11 protein-coding genes and 1 pseudogene are annotated in these 12,169 nt (G+C 42.7%); 3 read left to right on the plus strand and 9 right to left on the minus strand.

Annotated elements, in window-relative coordinates; all coding sequences use genetic code 11:
• Positions 1-195: 195 nt before the first annotated feature.
• A complete protein-coding gene (locus HCR01_RS32635) occupies positions 196-357 on the minus strand; it encodes a hypothetical protein (RefSeq protein WP_193200125.1) in 162 nt (53 codons plus the stop codon).
• A 357-nt stretch (positions 358-714) separates the two neighbouring features.
• On the opposite strand from HCR01_RS32635, the gene HCR01_RS32640 reads away from it, so the two are divergent.
• Entirely contained in the window at positions 715-2,403 is a 1,689-nt protein-coding gene (locus HCR01_RS32640) for a DUF3352 domain-containing protein (RefSeq protein WP_193200126.1), read from the plus strand.
• 76 nt (positions 2,404-2,479) lie between these two features.
• On the opposite strand, the gene mscL is transcribed toward HCR01_RS32640, so the two are convergent.
• Complete coding sequence (gene mscL, locus HCR01_RS32645; RefSeq protein ID WP_193200127.1) at positions 2,480-2,911, minus strand: large conductance mechanosensitive channel protein MscL; 432 nt, start codon at positions 2,909-2,911, stop codon at positions 2,480-2,482.
• Positions 2,912-3,213: 302 nt separating this feature from the next.
• Between mscL and HCR01_RS32650 the strand changes: the two genes are divergently transcribed.
• On the plus strand, positions 3,214-4,134 hold the full coding sequence (locus HCR01_RS32650) for a class I SAM-dependent methyltransferase (RefSeq protein ID WP_193200128.1): 921 nt from the start codon (positions 3,214-3,216) through the stop codon (positions 4,132-4,134).
• Complete coding sequence (locus tag HCR01_RS32655; protein WP_193200129.1) at positions 4,127-5,119, plus strand: PrsW family intramembrane metalloprotease; 993 nt, start codon at positions 4,127-4,129, stop codon at positions 5,117-5,119. The genes HCR01_RS32650 and HCR01_RS32655 overlap by 8 nt, the downstream gene beginning before the upstream one ends.
• Positions 5,120-5,219: 100 nt before the next feature.
• On the opposite strand, the gene HCR01_RS32660 is transcribed toward HCR01_RS32655, so the two are convergent.
• From HCR01_RS32660 to HCR01_RS32695, 7 genes and pseudogenes are all read right to left on the minus strand, one after another.
• Positions 5,220-6,089 carry a 6-carboxytetrahydropterin synthase gene (locus HCR01_RS32660; RefSeq protein WP_193200130.1) on the minus strand — a complete coding sequence of 290 codons (870 nt, stop codon included), beginning with the start codon at positions 6,087-6,089 and terminating at the stop codon, positions 5,220-5,222.
• A gap of 151 nt (positions 6,090-6,240) precedes the next feature.
• Positions 6,241-6,930 carry a J domain-containing protein gene (locus HCR01_RS32665; RefSeq protein WP_193200131.1) on the minus strand — a complete coding sequence of 230 codons (690 nt, stop codon included), beginning with the start codon at positions 6,928-6,930 and terminating at the stop codon, positions 6,241-6,243.
• Between the two features lie 15 nt (positions 6,931-6,945).
• Positions 6,946-7,908, minus strand: coding sequence for a cysteine synthase A (cysK, locus tag HCR01_RS32670; protein ID WP_193200132.1), 963 nt, complete (start codon positions 7,906-7,908; stop codon positions 6,946-6,948).
• Between the two features lie 78 nt (positions 7,909-7,986).
• Complete coding sequence (locus HCR01_RS32675) at positions 7,987-8,424, minus strand: RrF2 family transcriptional regulator (protein WP_162395792.1); 438 nt, start codon at positions 8,422-8,424, stop codon at positions 7,987-7,989.
• A gap of 264 nt (positions 8,425-8,688) precedes the next feature.
• The gene (locus HCR01_RS32680; RefSeq protein WP_193200133.1) at positions 8,689-10,425 is read right to left on the minus strand and encodes an iron uptake porin; all 1,737 of its coding nucleotides are present in this window, start codon (positions 10,423-10,425) and stop codon (positions 8,689-8,691) included.
• Positions 10,426-10,800: 375 nt separating this feature from the next.
• A complete protein-coding gene (locus tag HCR01_RS32685; protein ID WP_193200134.1) occupies positions 10,801-11,082 on the minus strand; it encodes a 4a-hydroxytetrahydrobiopterin dehydratase in 282 nt (93 codons plus the stop codon).
• A 959-nt stretch (positions 11,083-12,041) separates the two neighbouring features.
• A pseudogene (locus HCR01_RS32695) lies at positions 12,042-12,169 on the minus strand (photosystem II D2 protein (photosystem q(a) protein)); the annotation flags it as partial.

Genomic DNA, 12,169 nt, shown 5'->3' on the forward strand with positions numbered 1-12,169 from the left:
TTCTCAAATCAACAGGGCGTGTGAGGGCAAAAATTCCTCTCTGAGGTTGGGGAATTTGAATCAATCTCTCCCGAAGTTCGATGTCTGACAACAAGACGTTTCTCTACGCAATTAAGGCATAGCTTGCTTCTTTGCAGGATTACGTGTCTACAGAGAAAGCCTATGTTACAAAGTTGAGCCAGTCACTTGGGCGGGTTAAGCGACTTGTGCGTTAGCGTAGCGGTAGCGACGCAGGAGCGTCACTGGCGTCTGTTCGCCCTTGTTTACGAGACGCTTAGAGCGACTGTGCGTAGCATCGCAAACTTCTGCTCTAACGAGAGCGCTCCGCTCAGACTTCTCTCCATATCCCTCCCACATTTACTTTTCCTGATGTAAGCTGTTATTTTGCACTTTTGTGTGATTGGGTCAAGAATTTCTTGCACCTCAATAAATTTTTATTAAGTACAAATACTCCTAAGTGTGCTTATAACTTAGGATAACTTGCCGCTCTTGAGCGTGCTATTTTTTTTGAGATGAACAACATATCATTTACGGATTCGCTCCTCATCCCATTGAAGTATTTTTTAGAGTAATTTCATACTGCTAGTTTGTAGGACTACTAATTTTATCAGTAAATACCGATCAATTAGTAGAAATTATTAATAAATCAGAAAACTCTCCAATAACGCTTGTATAAATGTTGGTGACAATTTGAGGAAAAGAGGATAACAAAAAATGCCTGAAAGTAAATCAAAGTTTTTAATTCCTGCTGTTGGCGCTGCTGTAGTTGTGGCAGGAAGCGTAGCAGCTTATATGTACTTTAAAAGCCCGTTAGGGGATAGCTCTGGCGCTCTGGGCAGCGCTAAAGTGATACCTTCAACAGCATTATTCGCAACTTATATTACCACTGATCCTCTAGCTTGGGCAAAGTTACAGCAGTTTGGCACTCCAGAAGCACAAAAGTTAGTAGCAAAAGGTCTGGAAGACTTTAATAAGAGTGTGTTCAGTGACAGTAACATTTCCTATGAAAAAGATATCAAGCCTTGGGTTGGCGGTGTAATGATTGCTGTATTGCCACCAAATCCAACTAAACCAGCGCAGCAAAAAGTACCTTCTGGCGCACCTAATACACCAATAAATATACAGCAGGAACCCAATATACTAATGGTCGTAGGTATTAAGGACAAACTCAGTGCCTTGAATTTTGCTAATAAATTAAAGTCACAAAAAGGGGTCAAAATCCAGGAATCTGACTATCAAGGTCAAAAAATTACAGAAACTATAGAAAATGGCAAACCGACATACAGCGTTGTTTTGAATAATAGCCATGTAGCATTTTCTCCTGAAAGGCAAGCTGTAGAAAAGGCAATCGACACCTTAAAAGGACAGCCCTCCTTTGCAAGTAAAGAAGGCGCAAGTAGCATTATTGCCAAAAGTATGGATGTCAAAAACACGCTGGCCCAAATTTATGTGCCTGACTATGCAGGCATGGTACAGCAATTGCTAGCTACAAGTCCGCAGGCGACAAAGTTACCACCACAAACCCTGACGCAACTAAAGCAGGTGAAATCTATGGTAGCGGGTGTTGGAGTTGATGATGGAGGAGTGCGAGTAAAAGCGATCGCCAATTTAGATCCGCAACTGAGCAAATTCCAATATCAAACGACTCCTGCGACGATAGTCGGGCAATTTCCCGCTGAGACTTTTGCTTTAGTTAGCGGACAAGGTATCAGCCAGGGCTGGCAAACGCTAGTAGAACAGTCAAAAGATTACCCGGAATTTAAGCAAGTAGTTGAACAGGCGCGTGGACAACTCAAACAAGTGAATATTGACCTCGATAGAGAGGTTTTTGGGTGGATGAATGGGGAATTTGGCTTCGGTGCTATTCCCTCTAATCAAGGTGTATTGGCTAGTGTTGGTTTTGGGGGAGCTTTAGTATTTGATACCAGCGATCGCAAAACGGCAGAAGGAACCTTCACGAAATTGGATACCCTCGCCAAAACACAACAAATAAATATCACCAAAAGAAATATCGCTGGTAAAGACGTCACTGAATGGCAGATCCCCCAACAAGGAGCTTTATTAGCGCATGGTTGGCTGGATCAAGATACCTTATTTGTAGCTATTGGTGGCCCTGTTGCTGAAGCAGTAGCAGATCGTAAGAGTCAACCTCTCGACAGTAGCGACACCTTCAAAACTATTACTGGTTCTCTGCAAAAACCCAACGGTGGCTATTTCTACCTGGACATGGACACAACTGTGTCCCTAGTAAATCGTTTTGCGGCACAAGGTCAACCCATCCCGCCTGAAGCCAATGCCATCCTGAGTTCTATTCGTGGTCTTGGTGTTACTGCTACTAGCCCAGATAAATCTACTAGTGAATTGGAGATGTTGTTAGCTCTTAAACCGAATACTGCAAAGTAGGATAATTAGGGATTAAATATTAGGGATCAGGTATTAGGTATTAATATTCTCCCCAATCCCCAGTCCCTAATCCCAATTACAAAACCTGATTATTCCGAGATTCCAAGGTTTGAGTCAGCCTATCCAACGCGCCAGTCAATCTTTCCTGAGCTACAAGGTTAGGGTCTGGTGGGAAATTATCAGCAACTTCTTCTTGTCTCTTAAATCTTTGTAAGGCTTGAATTGCTAAAAATAAAATCAAAGCAATGATTAAAAAGTCAACGATTGCACCGAGAAACTGCCCAATAGCGATTCCTGGGCCAATGGTGATTGTTCTCCAGTCTTTACCACTCAAACTCACCAAGGGGTTAATCAATGGCATAATCACATGTTCAACAAAAGAAGTGATAATCTTGCCAAAGGCAGTACCAATAATGACCGCGATCGCTAAATCAACTACATTGCCTTTGAGGGCAAATTCTTGAAAATCTCTTAAAAAGCCACTTACTCTTCTTCTTGCTCTTGCCATAATTTTCTATCGAGAAGTTTATAGTAGTTTTCTTTTAAATGACACTTGAGCTTTTGCCATCTCTGTTGAGATAGATTTTGCTCAGTATCGAAATTTTACCAGTCTTAAATAAATTTCTCTGATAAAGATAAATTAAATACCAGCATTATTCGCATCTTTTAAGAACCTTGGTGACTTACAAATGTCAAGTTTCTATAATAATTAGGGGAGGCAGACTGTTGTTATATAAGTTAATTTGCTTCTAGACTGGTTTGCAGCAAGTATGTCATAAGTAGAAAAAGCTATTCAACGCAAACTGACTTATGACCGCTGCTGTACACACTGCCCCTGGCTTAGCTTCCCGCTTAGTGAATGGCATACTGGCAATTAAGCCTTTAGCCAACCTAGCCAAGCATCAAGCTAGACAAATGATGATTAAACGCGCTGAGAAAATCGGCGTGCCTTGGACGCAAGAAGTTGAAACACTACAGGCACGTGATTGGAAAACTTATCTAGCTCAAGTACAAAATCCTCAACTTTCCTATCCCGATTACTACCTCACTTCATTCCATGCCTATGAAACTGGAAATCTCAACTGGCAAGCTGCTTTTGAGGTAGAGTCAGCTGCTCACGCCGTCCACGCTAAAATTTGGCAAGGTGCTGAAGCGCAAGGCGATCCAATGCTGCGCCAAAGTTACCACAATATTCTCAAAAGCCAAATTCCTAACGAGCCACAAGATATTTTAGATGTAGGGTGCAGTGTCGGCTTAAGTACCTTCGCCCTGGAAGCAGTTTATCCTCACGCTCAAATCACAGGCTTAGATTTATCTGCCTACTTCTTAGCCGTTGCCCACTACCGTGCCCAACAACGTCAATCTAAAATTAACTGGGTTCATGCCCAAGCTGAATCTAGTGGATTACCAGATAACTCATTTGATCTAGTCTCCATTTTCTTGATGTGCCACGAATTACCCCAGTTAGCAACCCGACAGATCTTTGCTGAAATGCGGCGAGTGTTGCGTCCAGGTGGCTACTTGGCAATTATGGACATGAATCCCAAGTCTGAAATTTACAAGAAAATGCCAGCATACATTTTGACATTGCTCAAAAGTACAGAACCGTATTTAGATGAATATTTCACTTTGGACATTGAGCAAGCTATTGTTGAGGCGGGTTTCCAAGCTCCCACTATCAGTAGCAACAGCCCCCGTCATCGCACAGTAATTGCTCAGGTGAGTGGCTGATTTCTTCCTACTACTGTGGGCAGTAATGCCCCCGATACTGCTGCTGGGCTACTATTATTGTCGTGTCCCAAATGCTCCACCTTTGTTACCCTTGCTATTGTTCTTTATCATTGGGGCAATATCTGGTTTCTGCGCTCTTAGTCTCGAATGGATTTTTGAAACTGTATTCAACTGGCTTGTAGACTGGCAGTACCAGGGATGTTTAGTAACAAAGCGCTGCACATTTGGGCTGGTTGGTGTAGCCTTGCGGCAGCTTGTGGAAATAGGGCCAATTGAAGAAGGCTGCAAGTTGGTAGGGGTTGTTGTCCCAACCTGCTATCTACAACGTAAGTATCGATTACTCCCTGCTACCATTTTTCTTTTCACCATAGCTGTTGCCCTCGGATTCACCGCCCAAGAGAACTGGATTTACCTTTTCCACGGCACAGCATCAATTCTTGATCGTAGTATCGGCACGCCAGTCCACGCCATGTTTTCTGCCCCTTGGGGATATGCCCTGGGAATATATATTTCCTCCACGATCCGCTTGCATCGAGACAGGAAGCTTGTTCCTGGGGCTTGGCTTAATTCTGTAATCTGTCATGCCCTAGTCAATGTCTTATCTAGTGCTTGGCGTTACTCACTACCCCTACGTTACCTTAGCTATGGTTTATTTCCGTTGCTGCTGTGGATGTTTTGGCGACTGGAGCAATTACTGCGAAAAGTGCAAGGCAAACCCACTATTACCTTGATATCAGGTTATACACCCCAGCATCGTTACTGGGAGCGGGGTTTAGTGCTGTTTGCTCTTATACTGGGTGGAAATGCTATTTTTGGGCTGTTTCTCTTAGCAAGACAACTTAGCCCTTTGCGTTTGTCGCAGATTTTCGACACTGAGATCATGTGGTTTATTGCTAAACAAGTTTCGCTAAATCTATTTTTTGGAATTCTAGCCTGGGTAATTTATCTTTATTTGCGATATTCCGCACGTCGCCGATATTTTTAAAATATGATTTAGGTTTTTTCGTTTGAGACTGGCAAACTAAAGTAATGAAATGCTAGTAAGTAATAGGTAATGGTAAAAATGATTACCTATTACCAATTACTTAAACTCTTGCCAAAACAGGCTCATTCATTACATTGACTAAGTTGGATTCTGACTCAGTACAGTAGATTTCGCAGGAGTTATTAGGACTTTCGATCAGTTTAACTTTGTAGAGTGTAGCTCCTAATTCCTGGATAGGCGATCGCAGTAAATTACTAATATAAAGTGCGATATTCTCAGCAGTAGGAACAACTTCGGCAAAGTAACCAATGTCTTTATTTAGAAAAGTGTGATCGAATGGTTCAACCACATAATTTTCTATCACATGATTCAGAGCACCTAAGTCGATAATCATACCAGTGCGTGGATCAATTTCCCCTTTCACTGTGACTTCTAAATGATAGTTGTGTCCATGACCGTGGGGACGAGCACACTTGCCATAAATCTCAGTGTTTTCTTCATTACTTAGCTGAGGATGAGCTAGCCGATGAGCGGCGCTAAAGTGAGTGCTGATAGTAAGGTAGGATTCCATTCCGTTTCCCATATAATCTGCCCAAAGTTCAGGATGTTCAAACAACTGCACACGGACTAGAGGTAAGTGGGGTGCTAGCCGTTGCCAGATCACTCGTGCAATATTCTCAGTGGTGGGAAGAGTTTGCTGAAATTCTACCCACACATCGTTGAGATAAGAAAAGTCCAATTGGCTGGTAACTTCTCGTTTGATTACATGTTTCACATCGGACAAGTTCAGCACCATGCCATATTTATCTAATTCCCCGGCTAAAGAGATAAATAGTACATAGTTATGTCCATGTCCGGGAAATTTAGAGCAAGCACCAAATTTCTCAATATTCTCGGCTTCACTCAGTTCCGGCAACCAATAGCGATGACTTGCTGAAAACTGAGCACGGCGATTAACAATACATTGCATGAGTACACTGGAAGCAAAATTTAAAATTTCTTAATCTTTTACTGTTTCCAGCATAAACTAATTTCAGCCGCTTCGCAGAGTCCAAAGTCCAAAGTCCAAAGTCCAAAGAAATTAATTGTGACTCTTGTTGACTCTTGACAAATGACATTAACTACTCAACCGATGCTTGTGCCTCGCAATGCAATCTTTCAGCTATGCGGAATAGCTCTAGACCTGTGTGTAAATAACGATCATCGTAGCTCAAAGGGAAATAAGCCAACTCTTCTAGCCCATCTCCTAATTGACTGAGAGTGTAGTAGAGGTGAGCTGCGGCTCTTGCCAAACTGGGAGGATTCGGCAGAGAGCGAAAAGTCATTTGTGCTTGCTTAAGGTCATCTCGACAAGTTTTTAAGTATTCTTGAAATTCTTCTAACAGATCATCATCAAAGGGATCAGCGGCTAATTCGTCCATTTGTTCCTGCAAGGAATAGAGGATGCCACAAAGTAAGCGATTGACTGGTTGATAAACTCGGCGCAGCCATTCATCGACTTGTTCGTCAGCATCCCGTCCTGTTTGCCGTGTTGCTTTGTAACGCTTTTGAGCAGAAGTTGTACGCTGTTGACGATCGCTATTTAATTTTTGAGAGCTATCTCGTAGTTGTTGGTCATAATTGAGACGATTATGAGTGTCGCCTAAGACCTCATACGCGGCATTGATACGTATAATCCGCTCGTTATCTGCTGTTTCCTGATTACTGTCAGGATGAAATAATTTTACCAAGCGGCGATAAGCTTGCTTAATCTCCGCTTGGCTGGCATTTTGACTAACTTTGAGTGTTTCGTAGTGGTTAGAATCGACCATTCATCTAATTTATCGTTAGCTGACGCTAGCTGCTACCCTTGCCTCTAGGTCTTGGAACAATGGTGTACTTAAATATCTTTCTCCAAAACTGGGCTGAATCAACACAATTAACCGCCCTTTGTTTTCTTGACGCTGGGCAACTTGAATTGCCGCACATAATGCGGCTCCACTGGAAATACCAGATAATAAGCCTTCTTCTCTTGCTAAACGCCGACCATAGGCGATCGCTTCTTCATCTGTGACGGTAATCACTTCATCAATCAATTTTACTTTTAGCACTTGGGGAATAAACCCAGCACCAATTCCTTGAATTTTGTGCGGCCCAGGCCGTCCCCCAGACAAGACTGGGCTATTAGCTGGTTCAACAGCGATCGCCTGAAAACTCGGCTTGCGTGTTTTAATTACTTCCGCTACACCAGTGATCGTACCACCTGTTCCGACCCCCGCCACAATTATATCAACCTGTCCATCAGTATCTTCCCAAATCTCCTCGGCTGTAGTTTCTCGATGCACTTTTACATTGGCCGGATTACGGAACTGTTGCAACATATAGGCATTTGGCGTAGTGTCAACTATCTCCTGTGCCCGCCGAATTGCCCCACTCATGCCTTCAGCACCCGGCGTTAGTTCTAGTTCGGCTCCATAGGCCCGCAACATTGCCCGTCGCTCTCCACTCATCGTCTCTGGCATTGTTAAAATTAATCGATAACCCTTAGCTGCTGCTGCCATTGCTAGGGCAATTCCTGTATTTCCAGAGGTGGGTTCTACCAAAACTGTCTTCCGAGGAGTTATTAGCCCTTCTTCCTCAGCAGTATTAATCATACTTACTCCAATCCGGTCTTTAACTGATGCGGATGGGTTGAGGCTTTCTAGTTTCACCAAAATCTGAGCAACACACCCTTCTGCTTCAGGAATGCGGTTCAATTGCACTAGAGGTGTACGACCAACGAGTTCTGTAATGTTACGAGCAATTCGCATAATTAGTCCTTAGTTATTAGTGAATAGTCATTAGTCAGTTGTCTTTGCTCTCTTGAGCATGAGTCAAACAACAAATGACTAAATGTAATACATGATATCCAGTTGCCGACGTGATTCTCTCTTTTCACAGAGATCTTGAAGTGTATAGTTTTGCAACACTGTGTTAGCAGCCTGAGATGCTTCTAGCCAGATTTCTTCTATAACAGAACTGTCTATATTCTTGGTATTAATATCTTCTTCACTCGTCCCCATATCTAAACCTTCCAAACAGCCTAAAATCTCGAAAAGTGTTATTCTTCGAGGTTCTCGCGTCAAAAAGTAACCGCCTTTTGACCCACGTTGACTTTTAACTATACCTCCACGCCTCAAAGTTGCTAGTAGCTGTTCCAAATAGCGATCAGGTATGTTTTGTTGTGCTGCAATTTGTCGAATTTGCAGTGGTTCGCCACTTTCGTAATGAGCAGCCATTTCTAATAAGGCAAGAATGGCATATTCAGATTTACACGATAGTTCCACAGGCAGCAATAAGTTAAGAATTAGGAGTTAGAATTTTACGCGCTATAAACTTGATCCCGCTCACCTCTGTCAGAAAAGCTTGTTTAGAAAAAGTTGTTTACGACGTCAGTTAGGAGTTTTGAATTTTCAACTCATAACTCCTTCTTTCTCCAGTATACTCCGGTTACTCACTGGGGTTTGTTTGTTGCCGTTACCGAAAACAAAAAACCCCGCCATGAGGCGGGGAGCAATAGGATTTAAAATTGCAAGTAAATTTTCAACACTCTAGAAGGTAAAAGTTGTTCTGAGTGTACCGATAATTGCATCATCGTTGTCGCTGTTTTGACCAGGAGAAGTCAGGTAAATAACGCCAGGAGTGATTGAGACGTTATCGGACACACGATATTTGTAGAAGCCTTCAATTTGGTAAGGTACATCGCCACCACCAAAACCTGGGCGGTTAAGAGCATAAGGTTGTGCGCCTGCGAAGACACCCAATACGTTACCTCTCTTACCAAAATCAGATAAGGCAACCCCAGCACCGTAAGTCCAAGATTCAAAATCATCACCAGCACCGGAACCTACGACATCGGTGTAGGCTACGAAGCCACTAACAGACAGTTTGTCGCTTGGTCTAAACGCTGCTGACAGACCGTAGGAGTTACTTGAAGATGAGTTTGTTAAAGTATTCGCTTGTTGAGTACCTACTACACCAAGGGGAACACCACCAGCGTTAGTCAGACCTAAACCCGAATCAAATAGAGCGCTATTGTCGCCATTATATCCATGAACATAGGTGGCTGCTAAAGCTAAGCGATCGCTAACACTAAAGTTCAACTGACCCAGAGCAGCATAGTTACCATTGAAAACACCTTCACCTGCACCAGGAGAATTGGCGTCTGATGACAAATAACCTACGGTGACTGAACTGTTTCCTAGAATACCGCCACCTCTACCCAAAGGCAGGTTAAGTGCTATACCTGCACCACCACCAATCCGATAGATGGGGCTTTCAGAAGAAAAGGCAGATAAAGCGCCATTTCCACCGTCAGTTTTGTCAAAAAAGTAAGGGTTGTTGACAGCAGCATAATGGCTGTGTCGTCCTCCAGCAGCCGCAAGATAAACCTGAGCTGGGCCTATGGGAACTTCATAGGTCAGTCTGTCTATATCAACGCTGTTATCACCAGTACTACCGATTTGGAAAGTTTGAGCGCCTTCAGAACTGGGAATAGCGTTTCCAGCAGTGTCTTGTATTGCAAAAGCTTGTGCATTACCAGCTGCAAGACGGGTGGTCAAAACGTCTCTACCAGTGAAACTGGTTTGCAAGCCTAAACGTACTCTGTTTTGGAAGACGGTGTTGTTAGCATCGCCAGTTCCATCACCAAAGGCATCACTAACTGCAAAAATGGCTTCACCAACTAGCTTGGTGGTGGTAGAGAACTGATTTGCTTCCAATTCAGCAGTACGCGCTTCTAAGGAATCTACACGACCGCGTAGGGTTGCAAGTTCGGCAGAGAATTCTTCTTGTAACCGCTGTAAGGTAGCTAAGTCTTGCTTAGTTACCAAGTCAGCTGTTGCTGTGGCAATTAATTCGTTGACTCGATCCAAACAGGCATTTAAACCAGCGGCAAACTCATAACGGGTCAGAGCACGATTACCGCGATAAGTACCATTGGGATAACCTGCAATACAACCATAGCGCTCAACCAAGGATTGCAATGCTTGAAATGCCCAATCAGTAGGTTGTACGTCGGAAAACTGAGAAACCGATGTTACCTGAGCCTGGGTGCTGTTCTTGTTGCCTTCGTTGCTGTAGCGATTAACTTGATCTAAAACGTTGGCATCATTAGCTGTTTGAGCCAACAACTCTGGTTGTTGGGCAAGCGTAGTTACGCTTGGTTGCTCAGCTGATGATACTTCAGTGGTGGTATTTGGAGCCGCAATTGCTGTTGTTGAAACTAACAATGTTGCTCCCAAAACTGCTGGACTAACCACTAATGATTTCCATAAGAGATTAGACATCTTTCCTTTTCTCCTCACACCTTGTATAGATAATTGCGTTTGTTGCACCTAATTCTTAAAAATGCGACATCTCATTGAAACCTGTGGATGAGGCATAGTTGCCACTACTACAATTTTAGTTTTTGCAAAGCTAATAACTGATTAACTTATCGTTAAAAATTTATGCAATTAACTTATGCAAAAACATATCTTTATATCATAACATTATAAAACACCTGACTGGGATGGCAAGATAGGAGCGATCGCCTTAATAACTGTCACACATAAGTTATCTATATATCTAAGCAGGGAGTAAGGTTTTGGGCATTCACTAATCCCCACTTAGGTAAATCGCGAAAGGCTTTAGACACTTAGCAGCTTGCCAAGAGAAATCACTTAGTTGATTTGGGAAATTACCCCTGCCATATCAAAATCTTTCTGCGTCAACCCACCTGTATCATGGGTTGTGAGTGTAATCTTCACCTTGTTGTAAGAAATCTCTATATCTGGATGATGCCCCGCAGACTCGGCTGGTTCCACTAGCTTATTTACAAACTCAATTGCTTGGATAAAATCCTTAAATGTGCGGGTAGTCTGCAACTTGGACTTTTCAACTATCCAATTAGACAGAACGCTAGCTCGTTCTTGAATTTCAGTCTCAGAAAGTAGTTTTGCCATATCAGAAGTTCCTCTTTTAAGCTAATCAGCATTCAAGTTACATATTCACTTAATAGTCAAGAGCCAGAAGCCAGAAGAAAAATGCTCCTAATTCCTGACTTCCCAACTTTCTAAATTGCAAATTGGATGCACATCTGCTTATAGCTTTATTACTTCTTGCACATCATTGAGCGAGACTTCTCTGATCGCTCATATAAACTAAAAGTATGCGAGGATAGAGTAACTAAAAATGTATCTATGTGCATACTTAAGTTTATCCAAGGAAATGGACACTGTTGCTCACGTCCGGTCAATTCCCAAGGATAGATAAAGATATCTTTTGGTTAATAAATACTTTAAATGGCACTTGCATCTAGGTTTTCAAGAGCAAGCATTGATAAATTAAAAGTTACCCAAAAAAACTATCCGCTCTGATTTGGATCAGGAGATCTAAGTCAGAGCGGTCTAGCGGGTCTTCAGGTTGCAACCAGACTGCCGGAAGGAACTCCGAGCTTGCCTAGCTACTTGAGCTAACTTAGTCTCTCAAGATGACTAAGGCTTGCTTTTAGAGAACAGCCCCGGCACGCAGCCGGCTAACTGCAACCTGATGACCCATGCATTTACTACTTTCAATCATGGGCATCACCTCCTTGTTGCCTAAGCGGTCTTAGTTTCAAAAAGGCAGAGCTTTGTTGCTCTGAGCTTGTAATCTTTACTTAAGATAACACATAAATTTAGAGATATTAACCATAAATAAAAAAACCCCCACCAAAAGGCGGAGGAGTAAAAGTAATGGATAATTTTGGCACTTTCCTGGCTTTTACCGAGGATATTTTGGGAAGCAATGGATCGCACTTTTCACAATTTTTTGCTTCAACTGTAAATGCCCCCAGGCTTTCGATCATCTGGTTAGTGCCAGTTATCGTTAACCATAGCCCTTAATCAGGATTACGGTCATCTTATTTGTTTCTCATCATTTATTAGAGAGCGTTACCGCGAGGTAGAACTTCTTCAGGGAATACAAATTGTTCGTGAGGTTGATCTTGAGGAGCCATCCAAGCACGGATGCCCTCATTCAGCAAAATGTTTTTGGTATAGAAAGTTTCAA

The sequence above is a fragment of the Nostoc sp. MG11 genome (assembly GCF_014904695.1).
Lineage (GTDB): Bacteria > Cyanobacteriota > Cyanobacteriia > Cyanobacteriales > Nostocaceae > Komarekiella.

Excerpts from the sequence above, each read along its gene's own strand:
- HCR01_RS32650 (WP_193200128.1), top strand. The coding sequence starts at position 3,214 with ATGACCGCTGCTGTACACACTGCCCCTGGCTTAGCTTCCCGCTTAGTG.
- HCR01_RS32635 (WP_193200125.1), bottom strand. The coding sequence starts at position 357 with ATGTGGGAGGGATATGGAGAGAAGTCTGAGCGGAGCGCTCTCGTTAGA.
- cysK (WP_193200132.1), bottom strand. The coding sequence starts at position 7,908 with ATGCGAATTGCTCGTAACATTACAGAACTCGTTGGTCGTACACCTCTA.
- HCR01_RS32665 (WP_193200131.1), bottom strand. The coding sequence starts at position 6,930 with ATGGTCGATTCTAACCACTACGAAACACTCAAAGTTAGTCAAAATGCC.
- HCR01_RS32660 (WP_193200130.1), bottom strand. The coding sequence starts at position 6,089 with ATGCAATGTATTGTTAATCGCCGTGCTCAGTTTTCAGCAAGTCATCGC.
- HCR01_RS32640 (WP_193200126.1), top strand. The coding sequence starts at position 715 with ATGCCTGAAAGTAAATCAAAGTTTTTAATTCCTGCTGTTGGCGCTGCT.
- mscL (WP_193200127.1), bottom strand. The coding sequence starts at position 2,911 with ATGGCAAGAGCAAGAAGAAGAGTAAGTGGCTTTTTAAGAGATTTTCAA.
- HCR01_RS32685 (WP_193200134.1), bottom strand. The coding sequence starts at position 11,082 with ATGGCAAAACTACTTTCTGAGACTGAAATTCAAGAACGAGCTAGCGTT.
- HCR01_RS32680 (WP_193200133.1), bottom strand. The coding sequence starts at position 10,425 with ATGTCTAATCTCTTATGGAAATCATTAGTGGTTAGTCCAGCAGTTTTG.